Here is a 22,984-nt window from a genome sequence, read left to right as displayed (position 1 = left end):
ATGCTGCCGGTCGGCAGGTCCGCGGTCCGCGCATCGTGATCGGTCACGCTGTCCTCGCCTGGAGTACCTCGGCGAATGTGCGGGCAAAGCTATGGGTGTCGCCGGGCCAGCGTGCCGAGACATAATTTTCATCCCGCACCACCCAGGCAGGGCGATCGTTCGTCAACGTGTCGCGCGATGTGCCGCTTGTCTTTCGCTTGAAGTCGGGATCACTCTCGGGAACGTCGATGAAATCCGCAGAACTCGCGAGTGCGCGGGAAACCTCCTGCTGCACGGACATGTATCCTTTGGGTTGCCCCGCCGCCTCAGTGTACGTGCGATAATAGTCGGGGTCCCAGAAACGTCCGACATGAGCGAGAGCACTGCCCTTGCGTTCCAGTGCCCAAGGCAGCGCCGTGGTCTTTCTTCCATACAGCACGGACCGGCCATCGACCCGCTTGCTGCGTGCGGCCAGCAGCACGCCATGACAGATCGCGGCCACCGGCTTTTCATCGGCGAAGAACTCGGCGGTGATCCGCTGAAGAACAGCACTTTCGAGATATTCGCGCATGCCGCGCGCCCGGTGTCCACCGCCGAGCAGCAGAGCGTCGAAGTCCTTGGACGCAACCCGGTCCCAGCGTATCGGGCCGTCGAAGGCCGGATCGCGCAACATCTCGGTATACGCATTCCGGGCATCAGCATTGGCGCTCAGCAGGAGGCCCAGGATACGGATATTGCGGAGCACCGGGATGCCGCTCCAGGGGTCTAGTCCGATACCAGAGAGCATGATCGGGTCGCAGGAGCCCGGCCTGCCGTCGGGCGTCACGAAAACGACCCGATGGCCGTGCTGGGTCAGTATTTTCCAACTCACTGCGACTTCCGTGGGATCGAAATCGCGGCTGGGGATCGGGAGTAGAATGGAGCTCACTACGAGAGTCCTTTCGATGAGAAGCTGTTGGCCACCCGTGGCTTGAGATCGAGTGCTCGCGCTATAAGGCACGGCGCGACATCGACCACGCGGCGCTACGCCATCTCCCGACGACGTGGATCAGGAGCGCGAAGCGGAGCCATCCGCCTCGCTTCCCTGCATTATCTCAATGCCCGATGTGATCGCGGATGCCGTTTGCGACCTGCAGTATCATCGCTTTAGTAGTCGGGAGGTCGGCAAGCGCATTCAGCAGCCCAAAGTCGTGGATTGTTCCGTCGTAGCGCGCAGAGACCGTGGGCACACCGGCGTCCTGAAGACGATGCGCGTAGGCCTCGCCTTCGTCACGCAGAACATCGTTCTCGTCCGTAACCACCAGGGCCGGCGGAAGTCCGTTGAGTTGGTCTAGACTAGCGCGCAATGGTGAAACATAGGGATTGTCCCGTTCGGCCTTGGTGGGAGCATAGAGATCCCAGCCATACTTCATGAAGGCGCGGGTCAAAAAGCGATTGTTGGCAAACCTCTCATAGGAACAGGTATCGACTCCGGCGTCCGTGGCCGGCCACAGTAGCGCCTGATAACTGATCTTTGGTCCCTTCCGATCCTTGGCCATGAGCGTGAGCGCCGCGGTCATATCGCCACCGACCGAATTGCCAGCGACCGCAATGCGGCTTGGATCAGCACCGAGTTCTTCGGCATGTTTGGCCGTCCATTCAAGAGCGGCGTAAGCCTGATTCATTTGAACGGGGTACCTGGCCTCCGGCAGGGTGGTATATTGCAGGAAAACTGCCGGCTGTCCGGACTCGACGACGATATCGCGCAGGAGACGTTTATGGTTCTCGAAGTCCCCGACGATCCAGACGCCGCCGTGCAGAAACAGGATGACGCCGGGATGTCCTTCCAAGTGGTCGGGTTTCATAAGGAACAGCTTGACGTCACGGCCATCGACCGTGAGCAACTGTTCCGTGGTGTTAACGCCAGACATATCGACCTTGGTCTCGTTCTGTAACGCCGTCAGAATGTCCTGCGGCTTGGGCTGCGGCAGCTCCCAGAATGGAGAGGAATTCTTGTTAAGCTTGACGAGGAATTTTCGGACGGCCGGCTCTAGTTCAAGGTCGTCAGCGATATCTGATGTTGCCGGTGTCACGTGCTCCGAGCACGCCTTGGGCTTGAATGGAGCTTTTGCGTTGCCCTCATCCTGGGCGAACGCGGTCGTCATCGCCAGGACAGGCAGCATACATGTCCCAAGCAGCAGATACTTGAGTCGAGCCATCGAAAACCCTTTCTTAGCGACCATCATTGGTCTTGCGCGAGAACCTTAGCTGTCCGTCCGGAGGTGATATTTCGAATACGCGCGCGATTTTTTTAGCGATCGCATTTCGATTTATCAGAGCCAATTACATCGCCGGTTGCGCGCTGGACGTTGCTCGTGGGCTGAGAGATGCGGGCCACTAAATTCTTTATGGTCGCTTTCTCTGTGGGGCGGACGCGCTGGAAGTAGCTCAGAAAGCGGCGGGCTCGCTTCTGTCAAATGACTGATCCGATGACGGACGGTTCGAGACCAATGATCGCGTGGGGGGAAGTCAACTAACCTTTGGAACATATGGGAAGGTTGACGACGGTTTGGATGTGACCGATTCTTTGCCGATACCGAGCCGGATGGGCGTATTCGCAGCGATCGAAAACATGACGTCGGGCGCGTTGTCTATGAGCGACCGCCCATTCCAATCAGCGAATCCGAACACTGCTGACGTTCCGATAACATACGGAAGAATGTTCGGGAAAAGGCGTTGGACAACCATTTCGGCATAGGCGTTCGGGCTCTCGGCAGTGCCGGTGGCGGTCACCGTAGCGGCGATCGCTTTAGCAACAATTTTGCCATAGGTCGCAAAGTCGTCGGCCGGACAACCGGCATTGAGCCGGTTGCCAAGCAACTCGTTGTATTGGGTGAAGAGCGGGTGGATCATTGGCAGGCCCACCCGATTGATCGGACGCCATCCGCCCGCGTCGGTGGCAAGCGTGGCCACGGCCCAGACGCCGATGCGGCGGCGGCCGGGCGCGTCGACGAGCAGCACAGTGTCTGGCACCTCCAGCACGATGGAATAAACGGTATGGCCGGCGAGAAGATTCCTGGCTTGGCTCGGATCCCATCCGGCAAGATTGACCGGGGTGCCGTCCTGAAACGCATGTCCCACGGCGTGAAGCACCTCGGGTTCAATCCAGAAGGGATCGCCGGCATGGCCGGCCCAGATGCGCAACCCCTCTGAGGTCGTGACCATCTCGCCCGTCGTTCCGCGCGCGACGACCGTACCAGCCGCATCAGGATCGGCGGCGTTTGCCCCCCTGAGGCAGCGAAGGACATACGCTTGATTGCCGCGCTCGTCGCGCGCGTCGAATGTTATGCGATAGGTCATATCCTCGACAGCATCGCCGTCGCTGTCGACCTTAAACTCGTACATGCCCTCCGGATGATAGCCCGGTTCCGGTACCGGGCCGGCGATCGAGTGGCAGACGTTAATCACGAAGACGGTGCCGATCTCGCCCCGAAATAGGTACAGATCAGTAATGTCGAGCCGGATGTCCTGTCGCGCAAGCGGCGAATCAAGGTGGTGGGACATGATCTCCTCCTTCATCGTAGCGTGCGCTTCAGCGCGGACCGCCTTGGCCGGTATCGTGTCGGCTTGAATCTCTACCGGTCTTCGTCTGGAGGATTTCAAATCAAAGTGCCGGATTATGAAATTCGCACGATCTCGCCAGGAACGTTCCATTTGAGTAGAAGATCCGGTCGTCCCGGATATTCTCCTGCATGCCAATTTTTGTGCTGAAGAACCAGCCTAGACGATCGAAGGCGACTTACCGGCGATGCGCTCGGCCGGCCGCCTGAGGGGGTGGAGATCCCAATGGCGATACGATGCTGCGGGAAGTCTCTAGGACATTCGGCTCATCGAGCACGATACGCGTCGCCGCTTTGCTCGTCACCTGGCAGCAGATCCTCACCTCGCTCGGCAAGCGCTATCCACTCATCTTGGTGCGCCAAACGGGACGCCGGTCCGATGCTTCGATCGGCAATGGACACAGCTCACTTCACAGTAGCCCTGTTACCCGCAGACGTCGGTATCCCAACCGTCGACGCAGTCTGGGTGGACGAGGCGGCGAACCTCACCGTTGCGCCGGCGCAACCGGGTTGCGAAACTACCAGGTTCCCATCCCGCCACAGAAGCCCCTGGCGGAAAACTGGCGACCTCGCATGGCGGGATGCGCTAGCAGGGTGCAGATCTGCGCCTGGTGGTGCTGCTTCACAATTTCTAAGTCCAGGGGAACGCCGATGACAGGACGCCCGATAAAGGCGCCGCGGTCGAAGCGACGGCAACAAGCTGACGGAAATCGGGGGCGTACCGCGTCACCCGTTCTCTATGGGCGCGAGGACGATATTGCACTTATTGACGCGCTGATCGAGCGGGTCCGTGACGGCGGAGCCGCACTGGCCGTCAGCGGCGAACCAGGTATCGGAAAATCTGCATTGCTTGAAGTTGCGCAGGACCGCGCTCAGTCGCATGGAATGCGCGTACTCCGCCTCTGCGGGGTAACGTCCGAGGCCCATTTGCCCTTTGCGGCGCTTCACCAGGCTGTTGGACCGATGCTGAAGCAGACGAGATCGCTGCCGGCGCGCCAGCGCTCGGCTTTGCAGGCCGCATTCGGCCTGAGCGATGTTATGACCACGCCAGATTTATTCCTCATCGGTCTGGCGACGCTCAATCTTCTGACCGCGAGTGCTGCGCGCAAACCCATCCTGCTGCTCGCGGACGACGTCCAGTGGCTCGACCAGCCCAGCCATGACGTACTCGCGTTCATCTCCCGCCGACTGAGCTCTGATCCAATCGTTCTTCTAATGGCGATTCGGGAAGGCTCGAACAGATCTTTTCCATATTCGGACGAGTCGCGTCATCGACTGTCAAGGCTCAGCATGACCGCGGCCGAACGCCTGCTCGACGCCCAAGCACCCGATCTCTCGCTAGATCTGCGTCGTCGTTTTCTGGACGAGGCGGCAGGCAATCCGCTCGCGCTCGTTGAGTTACCGCGCGGCGAGCGCAGGTCGATGATCGGCGAGACGACGTGGCTGCCGCTTACCGACCGCCTGGAGCGCGCCTTCCTGAGCAGGGTCTCGGGTCTTCCGATAGCCACCCGCACTCTGCTGCTCGTGATCGCAGAGAACGACAGCAGATCGCTGCGCGAGGTATTTGACGCGGGCGAAGTGCTGCTTAACGACAGCGTCGGGCTTGACGCCCTCGCGCCGGCGGTATCAGCGATGCTGATTGAGATCGACAACATTGAAGCGCGATTTCGTCACCCTCTCATTCGTTCAGCGGTGCATCAGTCAGCGGACCCAAAGATGCGCCACGATGTCCATGCCGCACTGGCCCGCGTCATCAAGGACCAATCAGATCGTGCAATTTGGCATCGGATGGCGTCGACCGTCGGACCCGACAATACTCTGGCGGAGCAGCTCGACGAAGCTGCCGCGCGATCGCAACGTCGCGGCGCCTTGGCGATGGCAATACTCGCGCTGGAGAATGCGGCGCGACTGAGCAGCACACGCGTGGCAAGAACCGAACGGCTGCTGCGCGCGGCCGGGTTTGCCGCCGACCTCGGGCAGCCGGAAACGGTGGAGCGCTTGATACACGAGGCGGACCTGGATCAGACGCAGCCGCGCCTGCGGGCGCGGTTTGCCTGGCTCCGAGAGATTGGCCAGCCTCTGCTGGTCAACGACCCTGGGCGGACTCTCGCGCTGGTCCGCTTTGCCGAGGATGCGCGGACGGACGGCGCCAACGGCTTGGCGCTCAATCTGCTGTGGCGTGCTAGTGAGCGCTGCTGGTGGGGCAATGCGAACGATACAGTGCGCACGAGTATCCTCGCGGCCGCGAATGAACTGGGATCTCCACCGACCGATCCGCGCATGATTGCTATCGCCGGCTATGCCGAACCGCTAAAGCACGGGCATCATGTGTATCAGCAGCTTTCGGCGTACGCCCCTGCAGGTGTTGCGAACCCGGTGGCGGCGTGGACTCTGGGTCTTGCGGCCAATACGATCGGCGCGTTCGACTTCGGCGTCAGTTGGCTGACCGAGGCGAGTACTGCGTTGCGTGAGCAGGGACGGCTCGGAGCGCTGGCACGGGTGCTTTTCGCGCGAAGCTTCGCAGAGACCGAGACGGGCGACTGGATGGGCGCATTAAAAAGTTCTGCGGAGTCGATACGGTTGGGGGAGGAAACGGGTCGAACGGCCTGGGTCGTGGCGGCGACGATAGTGCAAGCGAGACTCGCTGCGATGCGGGGCAATCTCGATGCCGCGGAGGCTCTCGCGAAAAACGCGGAGCGGCTAGTGCGGTTGCCGGGCGCCAGTTTTTGGCTGGCAATGTTGCAGAATGTACGCGGTATCGCCGCGCTCGGGGCCGGCCGGCCCGCTGAGGCTTTCGAACACCTACAGCGCGTGCACATGCCCGCGGATCCCGCGTTCAACACTAGCTTGCAGTTTTACTGGCTCGTTGACTACGTCGAGGCTGCCGTGTCATGCGGCCAAGAAGCCGCGGCCGCCGCCGTCATCGATGTGGTTGAGCGACGTGCGGCGCCCATAGCCGTGCCGTGGGTCCGGATGATGCTCGCCCATGGCAAGGCCCTGCTTGCCTCACCGGCCCGCGCGGAGACGTTCTTTCAGGAGGGCCTCGGCGCCATCGGGCAGAACTGGCCGTTTTCGCGCGGGCGATTGCTGCTTGCCTATGGCGAATGGTTGCGGCGTCAGCGGCGCGTCATGGAGGCGCGAGCACCTCTGCGAACAGCGCGCGACATCCTCGATGCGCTGGGAGCGTCGCCCTGGAGCGATCGGGCAAGACGGGAGTTGCGCGCCGCAGGCGAAACCAGTCGCCCCCGGGAAAACCTCATGCTCGACGAGCTGACGCCCCAGGAACTGCAAATTGCGGAACTCGCGGCCGGAGGACTTTCGAACAAGGAAATCGGCACACGGCTCTATTTATCTCATCGGACCGTCGGCTCTCACCTGTACCGGATCTTTCCGAAACTCGGCGTCACGACGCGGTCAGGTCTACAAGCGGCGTTGAACCGCTCTCCTCGATCCACCGCCTGATCGGAGCGGAGCGAGGCCAGTCATCTGGTCAGTCATTCGACTGAGGCGACACCACCCGAACTCCTGCTATCACTTCAAGATCAACCAGAGCACTTGGATAGCAGCTTTGACAAACGACAAGACCCTTCGATTATCCAGCAACGAACGGGCTGAGTCGCCGGCTACGTGGAACACCACGCAGAGGCAATCCCGGATCCTGATTTCGCTAGAGAGGCTCCGGCCCAGTCTCGCCATCATACACCAGGAGACGAGGTGGCGGCTGCCCGACATTTTGGAGGACATGAATCTACGAAACCCGAGATTGGTCATCTCACGTTGGCAAGGGACGAGTCGAAATGAACATTCATTTGAAGTTTCCGGCGAGTATCACATCCTTGCAATTGCTCTTCAGCCTTCACAGCTCTCGCTACAGCTCGGACCAAAACTGTTCCCGCGCCAAGAGATAGTTCCCGGCATGATCCAGATTACGCCGCCAGGACTCCCGGCGCGTGCCGTCTACTCCCAACCTTATGATACCCTCCACCTTCACATTCCGAACATGCTTCTAATGGAGTGCTTCGAGTGGTCTCACGGCAAATGGCCGCGGGATGGAGTTGCTCTCCGAGATCCTCTGCATGCTCGGGACGTACTACTGCAGAAACTCGGAACGACACTAACATCGATTGACGATCTTCCGAACGGCCGTCTGTTTGCTGATTTTTTGAGCCTAGCGATTATTACGCACCTTCTCGGCCTTTACGGCGAGGCCTCACCTTCAAGAACTCGAAGGACCATCGCACTTTCCAAATGGCGGTTGAAACGCGTAGTCGAATTCATTGAGACGCACCTCGACACACCGGTGGCGCTCGCGGATCTCGCTGGCTCCGCCGGCCAAAGCTCCATGCATTTCGCTGCGCAGTTTCGCGCAGCCACTGGCATTCGCCCCCATGAATATCTGCTACGCCGCCGCATCGCGAGGGCGCAGACCATGTTGGCGACAACAGATATGCCTATTGTTGAGCTGGCCTTGACGGTTGGATTCAGTTCTCAGGCGCACTTTACGGTGGTCTTCAAACGTCTCTCCGGTCTAACGCCACTTCGATGGCGCCGCGTTCATTTCGTGCGATCATGAGATCGACTACCTGCTCCGGGAAGTGTATTCGAATCAGACTTGCCTTCATAACTTGTTTGATCAAGGGGCCGGACCCACACTCCGAAAGGAGATGTTGTCGAGACGGTCTGCCTAAACGCTTGATCCAACTTCGAGGCCACGCGGCCTGGGCTATTGCATGACCACGAGGCAGTACGCTCGACTGCTGATACCGAACGGGCGGGATATCCAATGTTATGGAAGACGTCGGCCTTCGGGTGACTAGGCTCGCTCAAGGAGCCGCACACGCAAGCAGCGCAACGTTCGCATTTGTACGATATCGAAGCCATTAATTTGCAAGTGAGCGGAGGTGGCGTCGCCCTCTGCGAGAGAGCTAATCCTCTCAACGGGCTAAAGGCTCGGCTCTATCCTCGGTCAAATGGCCTCGCTTCTCTGCATCGCAACATCGCTGATAACCATGTTTCCGCTTTTAATCTATCTTTAGCGATCTACTAAGAATTCCGGTTTCAAGGTCGTCTCGAATGGGAGGCGACCCATGCCGTTGATCAAATATTTCGGGTTTGTCGGCAGCGCCCTTGTCCTATTGCTGATCGGATTGGGGTGGTGTTTGCCGCAGCAAGTGGCGCAACCTACCGGTGGCTCGACCGACAGGCCAGCCATAAGGATAGCCTCGGCCGAACGGTTGCCCGAGCGGGTCATTATCGACACGAGTTTGCCGACGATTGTCTCGCCGCCGAGCGTACTGGAGTTTGCTGAACGGTGGCCACAAGCACCTGTTGCAGCTGTCGTCCCTCCTCCCAGGACGGCTACTTCGACGCCGGTTGGTAACGGACCGATAAAGCCGAATCTCGCAAACCGAGAACATTCGAAGAAGGTTGCTGTTCATCATGCAGCGTCAAAGACGAATATCGAACCCTCGAGGAACGACAAAGCCACGACTCCACCTGCAGTCGCTGAATTGTCTTTGTTGGACAGCTTGAAGGAAGGGTTGGGGCAAGCGCAGGCAAAACTGATGGCAAGCCTCGAACCCTTGACTACCACTGCTTCGAAGTCCCAGCTCGAGACACGGCGATGATGCTATTCCCCAACTTCATCGTTGTGGCTGACCGCGATCGCACCTGGAAAATGGCGAACACGACTGGTGAGACACCTAGGGAGCGAGTTCTCTTCGAAGGAGATACTGCACCAGCACGAGGCTGCCTTGTCCAGCCTGCGAGCGCACCGATCCTGACGATCTGCCGGAGGGGTTCGTTGTCGAACTGAAGCGCAACGAATGACCGACGGCTGAGGGGCCATTTGGTGATCCGGTCCCCGTCGTCAACAAGGTGGCTGGGAGAGCGGTGAATGGGAGATGCGGCGTCATGCACAATGTTTTCCTTGGCATCACCTTCGCCGGAGCCCTGTTGCTTGTCTTAGCGTCTCTTGTCGCCCTTCAAAGGACAATCGAGTGATCGTCGCCTGACGATCCGTTGCACTGCTCGCGAGGAGCTGCGGGCCTGTCGCGGCTTCTTCCACGTGTGTGAGCCATCTCTCAAAAGATTGGGTCGAGTCTGGCGTAAGGTGCACGTGGAGGTCGTCTTCCGCAAACCATCGTGGAGATCGAAATGGCCAAGAATCCAACAGGCTCAGGGAATGACCGGCTCCCGCATCCGTTCCGCGACTTGCTTGCTACCGCTTCCGTGCCACCGCAAGCCGAGTTCCTCGTGCACAGCGTGAAGGTCGTGTGCGGCAAGCAGACCGAGACGAACTGCTGCTGTACCGCAGGCGCCCGGCCGGGCGTGTACGCGACCGAGGTCAACATTCAAAATATCACCGGTCTGCCGGCGCAGGTCGCGAAATTCTTCGTACCTTTGATCAACGCGGGCGCCGTTATCGGGCGCGAGCCCAAATTCGCCGATCCAGCCAAGGTTTCTCAGAACACTGGCGAGCTCATCACGCTTCCACCGCTGGGGGCGACGATGGACGATTGCTGCCGTATCGCGGAATTGCTGCTCGGCGGCCCCCCAAGCCGAGAGTCAGGGCTCACGATCGGCTACCTCACCATCGGAAGCTTCTTCGACTTAGCCGTCTCAGCGGTCTACACGGCGACCCCCCTGAGCGGGGACGGCATTAGCATTGACGTCGAGTACATTCTGCCGCGGCGCCTGGGACGTGGCCCGGGTCAGGGCTAAAAGCCGCCTGGCAGAAGGACGGTCATTGCGACCCCCGAAGGAGTTCGGCGCCCCTTGCGCACGCACGGGCGGTCTTCCGCCGCCGGCGGCGCAAGCGGGTCCAGAGCTTTGGTGGATTCGATCGCTGATGGATTTGGCTTCTCACGCGAAAGCATTGAGCTTCGTTTGGAGCGCATCCGAGTTGCTGCGCGACCAAGAACAGAGATTCGCAGATCAGATGTTACGGAAGAAGTCGGCCAGTGAACGAGCGACACTCATAATTGGTGTCCCAGTGCACATATGGAAGTCAGAAATGGCGAGCAGATATGACCAGCGGCGAGTGCTGTAGCGCTTCGCCGTGTCACCGCAGAAAATGGCCTACGGTTGATCAGCGAAGCTGTCCTATCACTCGTACTCAGCAACGCAAACGGAATATCTCATCGCTCATCATCAGGTCGGCAGCGTGAATCAGAGATACCGCGATCGAATCCAAAAAGCGATTCAAGCAAAACGCATTTCGTTTTTAGCAAAGCCTGTCTTCAAGGAGCCTCTCGAGCACCACCGTCATGAGAAGGTGTCCAACGCCGTGTAGCGGCGCTCGATGGCTCAACGACCGCTTTGCGACAAAAGCGGCCCGCTTTGACCCCTTGCTGACTTTAACGTCAGCACAGCTTCGCATAGCGGCGGGAACGTGGTTTGAAGTTTTGTTTCGCGAGGTAATCGCACAGTGCGCCGCGATTCTCGCGGGGCGCGATCGCGGCGGGCGCAGAGCGGTAGGGCGAACCGAAATCTCCCGATGGTAATTAGGTATCCGCTCCAGAACTTCGAGATCTCGATGTCGGCGAGCCCGCCTTGCAGTGGGAGCGACAGTGGTCATGACTACTGCGCTAAAATTTGCGGTTGTGTGAGATAGTTCACGTCCATTTATATTGGTTGAGGGTTGCTTTCACTTCCATCTTGCACGCTGGGGTGGAGCGAATGTTCCTCTCCAGGGAAAGTGCCCCCTGCGCCCGGATTTATCGGGCTGTTGCGGGGGCGTTATCGTCCTTAATCCTTCGGGCAAATGGAGGGAAAAATGAAATGCCAGATGTACTCGGCACTTTTCCTTGCAGTTGTAGGATTCGCGCTTCCCGCGCAGTCTCAGCCATCACCAATCGATTGGACACTCGAAGAATTTCAGCCCAACGTACCCTACGGTGGACGAGCCGACACGATCGCGGTCAACCCCTCCGACAACCGCATTATGTTTGTGGCTTCGGAATCGGGTGGCCTCTTCAAGACTACCGACGGCGGAACGCATTGGAGCCATGTGGATACGCTTGGCGCCTATTACACATCGGCCGTCGCGTATGTGACATCAGACATTCTTCTGGCAACAGCGACGGATCGGTTCAGCGTAGGGAACGAAGGAGGCGGCATCTGGCGAAGTTCCGATGGCGGCGTTACTTGGTCGCACATCCCCAGCCCCTCTCTCGGCGGTCCTAGGGATCTCCGCTTTGATGCAAGGGAAATTTCCATTGCACCGGACACTGGCGATATTTTTGTTGCGACGAGCTACGGTGTGGCCAAGAGCAGCGACCAAGGCGCAAGCTGGATTGTCAGGGGCCCCATCAACTTTGCGGCAATCTCTGTGTCGGCCCAATCCGGTAATCTTGTGATTGCTGGCTCAAATGATTCAAGATTCTCCACCAAGGTCGTTCGCTCGGACGATGGTGGCGCAACTTGGGCCGCCACAAATTTTCCGGTCCCTGTCAGTTTTCCGGTCCCTGTCTTCGACTTGCACGCGCTTGCCGCCTCGCCCCTCGACGCCAATACCTTCTACGCCTATGGCGATCCAGACTTTTTCGTCAGTGAGGATGGCGGAGTGAGCTGGTCGAAGATCGTCCCGACGTTTTCACGTGGCCCGCAAGACTTTTGCGGCGGAATTGGATTCGTCAAACCTTTGGCGACGCCCACAGGCCTGACTTTGTGGTTGGGGAACCGCTGCACCGTTGCGAAGCTTGTAGCTCCGCAGATTCCGGGAACATCTCGTTTCGACTATAGCGGCCCGGTGATCCAGTCGACCGCCGATCACTGGGATACGCGCGATATGGCATTTCGCACGCAGGGGCCGGACACGGGCGCGCCGCTTCTACTGGCTACCGATGGAGGCGTGCATCGCACATTGGACGGTGGCGTCAACTGGACGCTCACAGGCTCGGGCCCGAACGGCTACAACGCGTTGCAAATTACTGAAGTGAAAGGTCAATGGATCGATAACCTGGCAAAGTACGATCTCTACATAGCGGTCCAGGACAACGGCATTTGGGCCTCCGGGGATGGAGGCTTGACTTGGCCGCCCCCTAATGCTGGTCCCGAGGGCCTCAACATCGAGATGCAAAAGCACTTCCGGTCGCCGGCCGACAGCGTGGTCACCGTGACTGCGTGTGGTCCTTGCACAAATAAAGTAGGCGGAAGGGTGTTTTCCCAAACATATGGAGCGGCGTTTTCCGGACTGCATCAATGGCCCGATCCTCCCGGCCCGGTCGTTGGACATCCGACCTCTATTTTCAAGTCGTTCCATAACCAGGGGGTCGACGACACACCAGGCAAATTCTTAAAGGGGTTTGCTGCGACTCACGATCTGGGCTCGAGTTGGACCCAATATGCCGTCGTACCGGCAGACCGCCGGGACATTCCGAAGCTCAGCGCGATTCGCGTTGCGCACCGTCAACTGCCGGTGCAGTACCAAGCGATCAGGACCGGATTCGACGCAACCCGAAATTTCGAGATCGTACATCTCGTGAGGTTGACGATGTCCCCCCCAAGCACGATGGCAAGCGTGTATTTCCCGGCAATGAATGGGTTTGGAGGCATTGGCATCTCTCCCCCCGATTGGGACTGGCATCATGTTTTTGGAGTTGACCCTAAAGACAGCCAGCATCTGATTGCGCCCGATGTCATCAATGGAAAGATAATGGAATCGCACGATGGCGGCGACAACTGGAGCGAAATTCCGGGGCTCACGTCTCTTGTAACCGATGCGGGTCGATTCCGGTCTGGCGCGGGGGCCAGCCCGTTCAACGTCGGGATTTTCCCAGCCTTCCCGTTCGACGTTGGGCACTTCCCGTTCGCCTCGCACGTTTCATTCTCCGGCGATGATCCCAACAGCGTTGCCATTGGCACTCAACAGAACGGCCTCTTTGTCTCCAGGGACAGGGGCGCTACTTGGATCAAGGTACCGAATTCGGAGCGCGCTACGGCCATCACCTCCATCGACTGGATGTCCCCGACGGATGCCTTTGTCTCAACCCTGGGCCGTGGCCTTTGGAAGCTGACCGGCAGTCAGGTCGTTACGAGCGTACGCCCGCTTTGCGTCATCCAATCCTGCCGCATTAAATATATCTTTAAAGGTGATCCCTCACCCGATCGATTCAAACGCGGTATTGTTGTGTTCGAAGGAGAGATCATGGGCGCCCGCGTAGAAGCCGGAGCGCTTCGTGAATTGTCAGTTACGCCGCAAACCTCGCTTGCGTTTGTCGGCGCTCCTGTAAAACTCGCCATACGGTACACGAACCAGCGTATCGGAATCATCGGGATAGAAACTAACAAGACCTTTGCACTGCCCTCCGGCAGGTTGCTGACCGGACTTGCGCTGGACGAACGCGGTGGGCTATTTGGAGCGCTTTACACGAGCGGGAGAATTCCGCTCTCTGATAAATCCGCGACGCGACAGGACGTGAGAACCGCTGACGCGCGCTTTGTTCTGCAGCAAAATCGCTCTCCGACCTTATCGAAGCCGTACATTTCGCTTTCGGCGACGGGCAAGGGAATGGACAACGTCGAACCGGAAGATCCGCTGACGCTGACAGGCGAACGAATGCCCAGCGGCGCAGTACTGGAAATCGTTTTGGATGGAAGTGCTATAGGAAAGACCGAGGGCGACCGCAGCGGTTTTCTGAAGACTATTATCAAAGCCCCCCGAGAACTTGGGCCTCACACGCTGATCGTACGTGACGCCAATACGAAGCGAACGATCGACGGAGCGAGTTTCGTCGTCCGTCATCGGGATGCTGAGTGACAATAGTTCCTCCTTTGAAACACATCCAACTCGCCCGACGAGCGCTTTGTTGAAGGATTGGATCGCGGCCAGAGCACACTGTTTCCGGCATCGCTCGACGACTATGTGACCGAGGATAACCCCGGTGCGAGCGGTCGACGTGTTTGTTGACGGTATCGATCTCGACAAGCTCGGATTTTTCGGTGTCCAGCCGCTCGACACCGGCCGACCCAGCTATCACCCCGGTGTTATGCTCAAGCTCTGCATCTACGGCTGCCTCAATCGCGTGCCGTCGAACCGACGCCTGGAGCGAGAATGGCAGCGTAATATCGAGATGATCTGGTTGACTGGGCAGTTGGCGCCGGACTTCAAGACCATCGCAGATTTCTGCAAGGACAATGGCAAGGCCATTCGTGAGGTCTGCCGCGAGTTCGTAGCGCTGCGCCGCAAGCTTGATCTGTTTGTTGCAGCGAGGCGGATTGCTGGAGGCGATGCAGGCCTGAGGCCAGCCTCTGCGTGACCAAATCAGCGCCTACATAAAGCTCCCCGGTTGCCACCCAGGGTGAACACCACTCAAGTGGTTTCAGAAAACCTCAAGTGAAGCGACGGGAAAGGATCGGCTTTACCTAGCTTGTCGTTCCCAAACTCAGGCGTGGCCTCGAATTGCTCAAGCACGTTGCCGTTTGGCAATCTGCTGCGATGCATCGCCATTCGGCTGAAGCGAAACCGCATCGTCGACCAACACTTCTTCAGTCATTACGTTGAAGCGTACCACCTTCGTCGGGCCAAACGCAGTTGAGATAGCGACGTCAGCAGCATCTCTTCCGCGAGCGATGACGATGCGGCCGATGCGGGGATGGTTGTGCCTCGCGTCGAACGTATACCACTTCCCGCCAATGTACGCTTCAAACCAGGCGCTAAAATCCATCGGCGCTGGATTTCGCGGGACGCCAATATCGCCGAGATAGCCTGCACAATAGCGGGCTGGGATGTTCATGCCCGCGCGTTGAGAAGGTCAAGCACGTCGTTCAGATCGAACGTTGGCGTTTCGACTACATGTTCGGTATCGATGAAACGAGCCACCGAACCGGTCCTTATTACGATATCCGACACATTCAGTTTGCAGGGCCTATTCTCGAACCGAAGGGCGTGTTGAAGGCCACTCACGGCGAGGTCATCTGCTTCCCTGACAACCGTCTGATTGGAGCATCAGAGCAGCCGATCCGAAAGTTTGGGGACAGGCTCGGCTCTCGCCTACAACGAAAGCGGCAAGCGATTGAGGAAAATTGAAGTCACCGTGGAAGACCTCTACGGCCTCGACCCCGAAGCGCCTGAGCCAGAACCTCCTTCATCGCCAGTAAAGTCCGGCAAAGTTCTGCCGTTCAAAAAGGGTTAGATCTGCTGATCAGGGCGCCCTTCTGGCAGTTCCGCTGCGGCCCACTCAAGGGTGAGCTTACAGGCAGGGCTCCGGTCGATTGTGCCAGATACCGGGAACTCCACGGCCGGAAGCCGGTCTGGGCCGTGGTGCTTGGCGTGGACGGCGTCTCAGACTTCAACGCCCTGCACTCCCGCCGGCACGATGACGAGGTTCAGCTCTATGCATTCGACAATCTGGCGCTCGGCGGCGAGGATCTGCGCCAGCTGCCGTTGACGATGCGCAAGACCAACCTAACCCGCTTGTTACGTGGCCGTCCGGATGGCATCTTTGTCGCACCGTTTGAGGGCGGGCGAATTGGGCCGGACCTATTCAAGGCAGCCTGTGGCATGGGCCTTGAGGGATTGGTCTCGAAACGTCGCGATCGCCGCTACATCGCGGGCCGCACGAAGGAATGGATCAACGTGAAGAATTGAACCCACCCGGCTAAGTCCAGGGAGTTTTGATACGAATGTCGGATTGGGCAGTCACCAGGTTTTCGCGTGCTGTCCGTATTTAACCACCCGATGTCCTAATTGATTGAATGACGTGAAATAGGCCGCCAATTTATTTTATAGGAGGAGCCCCGCATGTGGACCTTGGTTTTCATCACGGCTTTGGTGGGAGTCCCCCCGACCAACGGAGTTCACTCTACGGTCACAACCTTCAAGTTCGACACGCAAGAACAATGCGATGTTGCGGCTAAACAATTGAACATCCCGAAGCCGTATCTGACTCAGCGGTCTGCGGCGATCATCGTGTCGACTGAGTGCATTGTGGGCGCGAAGTAGGACACTCCACGTTTCAGCTTGGAATGCTGACGCCTAAATACGGACAGTACCTATGGGAAGCGCCAGCTAGGCGATCTCAAGCCGCTTACGAACCGCCTCGACCAGCGCATATCCCGCGGCCGTCAGATGAATGCCATCAGGGAGGAAATAGGCACGCGTCGGAATGCTGCGGGCGCTGAACCACGGCAAGCCGGGGCCGTTCAGGAAGAGGACCGCGCGCGCCTATCGGGTGATCCAGTAGATCTCTACATCCGCCAGACGGTCGCCTCCTCGTGCGTCCACGCTGCGTAGAGTGCGCGGATCGCCTTCAGGCGGTCATGGTAGCCGGGCGGTTACGTCAGCTAAGGGCCAAGAGCTTCCCTGCGCGCTCCATCCGCAACCTGCCAGCTAGAGAATACGGACCCGATCTTCTCGGTCGATTGCGTCCACCCGGGGTAATGACCGCGTCTGACGCTGATCCGGTTCAGCAGCATCGCGACGACGATCATCGCCAGGATTCCAGCAAGACTGAGCACGATCTGCATCGCAGGCCGGTCCGAAATGTCAAGCAGCGTCCGGTGGCTGGCCAGCGCCAGGAGGACGCCGAGACAGTAGATTGGCAGCGAATTCTCGCCACAGCACCTAGCGCAGCGCATGACTGGTGTCGCTAGCCCTCGCCAATCCCGAGGAATGAACCATAGCACCACAGTTGCAATAGCCAAGAAATGCAGCAGCCGGAACGGACTGAGATTCGATTTATCTAGCGGGAAGAGCAGGTTCGTCAAATTTTGCGGGACCAGCGGTTTGCCGCTGCAACTCAGCGTCAGGACCAGGCCAAAAACCAGATAGACAACAGCAAGAGTAAGCGTCGTGCGCGACGTCACCCAGGGCCAGACCCTCTCCCCTCCGATGACGCACCAGGCGCCCAGCACGATCAAAAGCTGCCAAGCCAACGGGTTGAAGAACCAGGCGCCGCTGGGCCAGGCTGGAACGCTCCAGCCGAAGATGTGCACGAGCGCATAAAGCAACAGCGAAACACCAAGCGTAACGTTTGGTGCACGCAGCAGCAGCCACAACAGCGGCGCGAACAACACGTGAAAGATGACGAAAGTCGGCAAGACGTCGGTGTTGACAGGGCGATATTGCAGGATTGCGGCATGCGCAAGCGTCGCGCCCGGATGATCGAGCAGAATCCGCGTATTGCTCTCGTCGGCAAGCCGATCGTTGCCCGCGAGGTAGACGAGGACGGTGCAAGCGAGCGTGAGCAGCAGAAACGCGGCATAGATGTCCCATCCCCGCCGCAGCGAACGACCAATCATGCCGCTCCAGCCCTCGCGCTGACGTGCCCTGCCGTAGGCCAGCGCGCAGGTCACGCCCGAAATGAACATGAATATTTCGGCGGCATCGCAGAAGCCGTAGTTGCGCGGTGTCAGCCAGCTTCCGATGTTGTTGGGAACATGATCAAGAAAGATCCACCATAGCGCGATCCCTCGACAGACATCGATGCGCAGGTCGCGGCCAGCCCCCCGGAACTCCGGCGGAGTTTCGCCGATCAATCGCTTCGAGGTGTGAGTTCGATCGTGCATCTGTTTGACCTGCCGGCGTGCTCGCACATCGGTCGATGAGAGGCTCCGCTGCTCCGGGCTGGGGGTGTTGCCGAGCGGGGTATCCGACCAAACGATGCGGTTACGAGCCTGAGCTACCTGATGGTTGGAGGCTCTTTCGTTCGCCAACCGGCGCTTTGATTGCCTGGGCCGGAAGCTTCGCCGTCCTCCCAAAACGTTTGCAATATGTCGTCGCTGGCAACCGGTATCAGAAGCTGCTTCCGCATTTCGGCGAGGCGGGCACGGCAATACTCACGGTAAAACATCTCGACTAGGGTGGACATGATCGAACCCTCGCTTGATCATCACCATTGACGATAGATTTCGACCATTTCAACCGGCGGTAAATATCAACGGCGCCGGAGTAGTTTGTGTCCGACGAACTCGGATGACGACGATGTGGCCGACGAGGCGCGACACAAAATCGGTATCAGAGAACGTCTAGTGCTGCAGGACAGTCTGTCCGCGGATCGTTGAGTTCGATCAATCGCGAGAATCATAGAAGCGGAGCTTACGGGTTCACCCCGCCAAGGATATCTAAACTAGATCCGATAACGGCAATCAGAAATAGAGCCATCACGACCGCCTCCTCTTAAAGGAGATTTTTTGACGCCACGGCCTTCGCAATCACTATAAACCTAATTTCCGGCCGCTAAGTGAACGAGTTCACATCAGCATTGAACTTAGCTGAGCGAGACTAGCAGGCCAATGGCGTAGCTTCTTGGACTCTTGCGCACAGATCAAACAAGTTCGGTGCGCCAACTGCAAAATGCAGATACCGGTGAGTTTGTCGCATTTGATCCCGATGTCCAACAAGGCTGGAGGTCCCCATGTCTATGGACGCAGCCGAATTTGTATCACATCGTTTCTCGACTCGGGAGTTTCCGGAGCGGATGCGAATCCCGCTATGGTGCGAGGACTTTGGGCGAGGCATAGTCCACGCTGATATTGAGCCGCTATCGAACGCACCGTTTCAGGCCTACGCAACGCTGCAAGCGATCCGAGGTTTGCGCAGGCTCGCGCTCAAAGGCTCCCCTATGCGTTTCAAGCGCTTGCAGGCGAGCATCGCTGATGGTGATGACTCGATCGGAGTCATCCTCTGTTCTCCCGGCAAAAGTCAACTATCGCAGCGCTGTCAAGAAATCGAGCTTCACGCCAGCGACGCCATCGCAATTCTGCATTCCGAACCGGTCACCGTCACCTATGTCGACGGATTGCTATTCGGTCTTGCCGTACCGCGCGACGCGCTTGCACAGCGCGTGACGAACGTCGAAAGCCGCGCCATGCGGCCGATTTCTCACCGAAGTGAAGCGCTCCGACTTCTCATGGCTTATCTCAAGTCGGCATTTACTGAGAGCGTTCTGGCCACCCCGATGCTGCGAGATGCGGTCGTGGCTCACATCCACGATCTCCTGGCGCTCGCAATCGGCGAGTGCGCTCCCTTGGGCGAGAGCAGTGCGAGCGCTGTCGTGACTGCGCGCCACGACGCCGCCCTCGATTACATCGAGACACACTTTCAAGAACCAGGGCTCAGCGTCGAGATGGTAGCTCGTTGCCAAGGCATCTCACCTCGCTATCTGCAGCGCCTGATGGCATCATCAGGATCATCGTTCACCGGGCACGTGAATGAGTTACGCCTCCAACGAGCGCTCAAACTGCTGACCGAGCCCAGCGCCAGCGCGCGGCTGATTTCCGATATCGCCCTAGAGGTCGGCTTCTCGGATGTTTCGCATTTCAATCGCTTGTTCCGAGCTCGCTTCGGCGATTCGCCGCGTGGCGTTCGTTGCGCCCGAAGGGATCCCAGCTGATCCATCTGCCCCAGATTGGCGCGTGCGCGTGACGGTCACCAATGAAGGCCGCCAATTCGTTCGCAGCTTTTGCGCCGCACGATACTGCAGGCTGTCCTCGCCCCGGCAAAGCTGGCTGCTCTCGGGCGCGTCAATGCCCCAGAGCCGGATGCGCGCTCCGTGGATTTCAAGAGTGTCGCCGTCGATGATGCTGGCTTGGCCGATTAGGTCAACAGTGAAAGCTGCGCTCGTACACGCCACGAGCGACAACAAGGCGGCGGCGCAATATCGGAAGGCCGCTAGGCACAAATCCAAATGATCACCAGCGTTATCGGCAGGCTGATACCTAATGTGCCACCAATCATCAACGCGAACGCAGAAAGCAAATTCCCATCAGGCTTTGCTGCTCGGTCGGACATAGCCCGTTACTCCATCGAGCTGCCCCGAGAGGAGGCTGAACGGTTATGGTTAAGGAAAGGTTAATTCGCCTTTTTTCTTAGCGAATGCTGGGGCTTATGCGGCAGCGCGATTTTCCTTATCCTCACCCCGCATCACGATCTTAAGCGTGTTGTCCGGCAATGGCCGCTGCAACGCCTTGGCCTCATCCCACGGCGCGCGCATCCAGACATCGCGTTCCTCATCGGTGGTCAGGATCAGGCCTTCGCATGGATCGACAAGACGACACGTTCGGTGACGTCGTCAGGAAGCCGCAGCAGACGAGTGAGGGCGGCTGCATCTCGCTGCCATAGCGGCAGGTCAGCTAGACTTGTTGCCGAAACACCGCCCCGCACTTATGGGCAGGAACGCCGCCGTCCGTCATAGCCGATGTAAGTCCCGGAAGCCGGATCGTAGGTCTGAAAGTGCTGGCAGCCGTAGCCCCCGCGCGGTTTGTGTTCAACGCGAGCTGATTCGCCTGGTCTAATTGCCGATTTGCTGTTCTCCGTGGCCACGTCCGGTTGACCTGCGGTCTGGGCGGGGTTCACGAAGGCGGCGTAGCTGTTTGCCCAGGCAGGCAAGGAGACACCGGGCCTCTCTTCCACAACGGCAGGTTTCTGTTCCATGGAGCGCCGCGCGTCCGCCAGTTCGGTTGCAAGCGCTTCGGCCCTGTCGTGCTCCTGCTGCAGAGACTGCCACAGTACCGCCGTCGCGCTGTCGACCGCTTGGCTGAACTGGTGCGCCTCGCCGTTGGGCACCGACAGCAGTTTCCCGACGTACCGCCATGCCTTCACAAGTTCTTTTTCGAGCGCCTCAGCCCTGGCGTGCTCTTGCTGCAGAGACTGCCGCAGTTCCGCTGTCGCGCTGTCGACCGCCTGCTTGAGCTGCGCCGCCTCGTCGCCCTTCGAGAATGGCGTCTGTTGCGCCATGACCGGCGGGACGATCGTGATGAGCTTAGATAACTCCTGCTGAGTGGCGTATCGTGCCACATAGGCGACGACGTCGGCGTTGAGACAGAACCCGATGAGTGCCGCCGCGACGAGGGTTCGGGCGATCCAGGAAATTGCAAATCCCCGCCGCGCGTGTGACGCCTCGAGGATGACGACGTTTGGTGCGGTCTTAATCGTATGGCGCATGTAAACCACCGCCGGGTTATCAGGCCATTGCTTCTTCACTTCGCCGGAAGCCTAACCCCACCCGTTGTGCGCCTCAAGTTTGGTGTTACTCCTCGGTGATAGCTCCGGTTGCGCGGCGATGCGCCGCCCCGAGCGGGAGAGGCAAGCCGCTACCGATTGCGGTGGACAACGTGCCGGACACAACGGAGGCCCCCGCGTTGACGCGCTCGCGTCGAGGTCGATGATGGGACGCTTGGTCCACTGCGGATGCGTTTCCCAGGATGGCTGATGGGCACGCAGTGCCGGGTGCGTTATTTTCGAGTTCCAATCGTACAGAGATAGTCGCGCGGCATGGCTAACCCGACCGGCGAGCGGTGCTTCTCATGCATCGCGATGAAGTCTCGCTGAAGTGCCGTGCGCCTTTCAGGGTCGAGCGACGCAGCCAGCGTTTTTGTTGGACCATAGCCAGTCACAAATATGTCCCATACCGTTTGGCCGCTCGGCATGCGGAGTACCGTGGTGCCAGGTTCAAAGGCCAGATCGAATGTATCGTCAAGCAATTCCCGAACGCGGCCTTCCCGGCCCCACGCGAATGGCGAAGGAGGAGGATTGTCAGGCGGTGGCGGCATGTATGGCCGCATTGTCTGGAATATTTCTTCAACCGCGCTGCCAGGCAGCCAAGTGACCAACCCCAGTCGCCCGCCCTTGCGCGTGACACGTGCCAACTCGGCAGCTGCAGCCTCGGGGCGCGAGACAAACATGACACCGAACGTCGAAGTCACACAGTCAAAGCTTTGATCCGGAAATTCCAGCGCTTCGGCATCGCCGACCTTGAAGTCGATCTCCGGTGCAATCAGTTTCGCCGCCTCGATAACGCCTTCACCAATATCGATACCAGTCACCTTTGCGCCTCGATTAGATAACCGCCGCGCAGTCCAGCCCGTGCCTGTCGCAACGTCAAGGATGCGCTCTCCCGGTTGCGGCCAGATTCGATTCACGACGTGATCAATGGCGTCTGCTATACTTTGGCTCACGGTATCGTAGGACGCGCCGCCGGAACCCCAAGTCGCGGCGGGTTTGAGGTTATGAGCAAGAATTTGCGCCATGAAATTTACTCCTCGATCTCGATGGAATAATCAGCTCAGTCGCTTGAGCCCGGCGTGATGAGAACATTGGCACGCAAGACGAACCTCAACCACAGTTTACAAATCGGTTGCGGCACAATGTCTCAGTTCAAGGTAGACCGCCTAGCGCGATGATGAGCGCGCGTCCGAAACAGATGCATGTCCTCTGCAACTGCAACCACGGATTTTCTCGCGCCAGATAATCTCGATAGGTTCGGCCGCACGGTCCCCGCGCTTTTCGTCGCCCTCCATAGGACCCTCGACCATCCTGTCGTGTCCGTGCGATGCACGACGTGGAAGCTATCGCGTCCTGCGAGGACATCAGTTTTGACGCATCCGCTAAATTGGGTCTGGATCGCTGCTACATGCCAAATTGATTATAGCTGCGCACGCGCGCGTCATTGGTTGTGAGGGGT

12 protein-coding genes and 3 pseudogenes are annotated in these 22,984 nt (G+C 58.8%); 8 read left to right on the top strand and 7 right to left on the bottom strand.

Going from position 1 to position 22,984, the window contains the following annotated elements; genetic code table 11:
• Positions 1-43: 43 nt before the first annotated feature.
• The 3 genes from AB7290_RS07180 to AB7290_RS07170 form a co-directional block, all read right to left on the bottom strand.
• Positions 44-907: a type 1 glutamine amidotransferase domain-containing protein gene (locus AB7290_RS07180; RefSeq protein WP_354080783.1), complete on the bottom strand. Its 864-nt coding sequence runs from the start codon at positions 905-907 to the stop codon at positions 44-46.
• 166 nt (positions 908-1,073) lie between these two features.
• Complete coding sequence (locus tag AB7290_RS07175) at positions 1,074-2,204, bottom strand: alpha/beta hydrolase (protein WP_354080781.1); 1,131 nt, start codon at positions 2,202-2,204, stop codon at positions 1,074-1,076.
• Between the two features lie 283 nt (positions 2,205-2,487).
• Positions 2,488-3,522 (bottom strand): DUF4331 family protein, encoded by a 1,035-nt coding sequence (locus AB7290_RS07170; protein WP_354080779.1) that lies wholly within the window; start codon positions 3,520-3,522, stop codon positions 2,488-2,490.
• Between the two features lie 707 nt (positions 3,523-4,229).
• On the opposite strand from AB7290_RS07170, the gene AB7290_RS07165 reads away from it, so the two are divergent.
• From AB7290_RS07165 to AB7290_RS07140, 6 genes and pseudogenes are all read left to right on the top strand, one after another.
• The gene (locus AB7290_RS07165) at positions 4,230-7,040 is read left to right on the top strand and encodes an ATP-binding protein (protein WP_354080777.1); all 2,811 of its coding nucleotides are present in this window, start codon (positions 4,230-4,232) and stop codon (positions 7,038-7,040) included.
• A 301-nt stretch (positions 7,041-7,341) separates the two neighbouring features.
• Complete coding sequence (locus tag AB7290_RS07160) at positions 7,342-8,151, top strand: AraC family transcriptional regulator (protein WP_354080775.1); 810 nt, start codon at positions 7,342-7,344, stop codon at positions 8,149-8,151.
• 514 nt (positions 8,152-8,665) lie between these two features.
• Positions 8,666-9,205 (top strand): hypothetical protein, encoded by a 540-nt coding sequence (locus tag AB7290_RS07155; RefSeq protein ID WP_354115086.1) that lies wholly within the window; start codon positions 8,666-8,668, stop codon positions 9,203-9,205.
• A gap of 529 nt (positions 9,206-9,734) precedes the next feature.
• Positions 9,735-10,301: a hypothetical protein gene (locus AB7290_RS07150; protein ID WP_354080771.1), complete on the top strand. Its 567-nt coding sequence runs from the start codon at positions 9,735-9,737 to the stop codon at positions 10,299-10,301.
• 1,054 nt (positions 10,302-11,355) lie between these two features.
• Positions 11,356-14,340, top strand: coding sequence for a WD40/YVTN/BNR-like repeat-containing protein (locus tag AB7290_RS07145; RefSeq protein ID WP_208084717.1), 2,985 nt, complete (start codon positions 11,356-11,358; stop codon positions 14,338-14,340).
• A 57-nt stretch (positions 14,341-14,397) separates the two neighbouring features.
• Positions 14,398-14,782, top strand: a pseudogene (locus AB7290_RS07140) (transposase); the annotation flags it as partial.
• A 204-nt stretch (positions 14,783-14,986) separates the two neighbouring features.
• Here the strand turns inward: AB7290_RS07140 and AB7290_RS07135 are convergent.
• Positions 14,987-15,316 (bottom strand): annotated as a pseudogene (locus AB7290_RS07135) (transglutaminase-like domain-containing protein); the annotation flags it as partial.
• 521 nt (positions 15,317-15,837) lie between these two features.
• On the opposite strand from AB7290_RS07135, the pseudogene AB7290_RS07130 reads away from it, so the two are divergent.
• A pseudogene (locus AB7290_RS07130) lies at positions 15,838-16,170 on the top strand (ATP-dependent DNA ligase); the annotation flags it as partial.
• Positions 16,171-16,865: 695 nt separating this feature from the next.
• Here AB7290_RS07130 and AB7290_RS07125 read toward each other — a convergent pair.
• The gene (locus tag AB7290_RS07125; RefSeq protein ID WP_085399135.1) at positions 16,866-18,089 is read right to left on the bottom strand and encodes an OpgC family protein; all 1,224 of its coding nucleotides are present in this window, start codon (positions 18,087-18,089) and stop codon (positions 16,866-16,868) included.
• Between the two features lie 848 nt (positions 18,090-18,937).
• Between AB7290_RS07125 and AB7290_RS07120 the strand changes: the two genes are divergently transcribed.
• Positions 18,938-19,915 carry an AraC family transcriptional regulator gene (locus tag AB7290_RS07120; protein WP_085399136.1) on the top strand — a complete coding sequence of 326 codons (978 nt, stop codon included), beginning with the start codon at positions 18,938-18,940 and terminating at the stop codon, positions 19,913-19,915.
• Positions 19,916-20,685: 770 nt separating this feature from the next.
• Here AB7290_RS07120 and AB7290_RS07115 read toward each other — a convergent pair.
• Both AB7290_RS07115 and AB7290_RS07110 read right to left on the bottom strand, forming a co-directional pair.
• Entirely contained in the window at positions 20,686-21,504 is an 819-nt protein-coding gene (locus AB7290_RS07115) for a BA14K family protein (protein WP_161495760.1), read from the bottom strand.
• Between the two features lie 251 nt (positions 21,505-21,755).
• Positions 21,756-22,550 (bottom strand): class I SAM-dependent methyltransferase, encoded by a 795-nt coding sequence (locus tag AB7290_RS07110; protein WP_441253366.1) that lies wholly within the window; start codon positions 22,548-22,550, stop codon positions 21,756-21,758.
• Between the last annotated feature and the right edge of the window lie 434 nt (positions 22,551-22,984).

Origin of the sequence: Bradyrhizobium sp. 613_E4_N2_2 (assembly GCF_052075995.1) — a bacterium.
Lineage (GTDB): Bacteria > Pseudomonadota > Alphaproteobacteria > Rhizobiales > Xanthobacteraceae > Bradyrhizobium > Bradyrhizobium barranii.
Note: the sequence above shows the minus strand (reverse complement) of the source record. Positions and strands in the feature narration are given on the sequence as shown.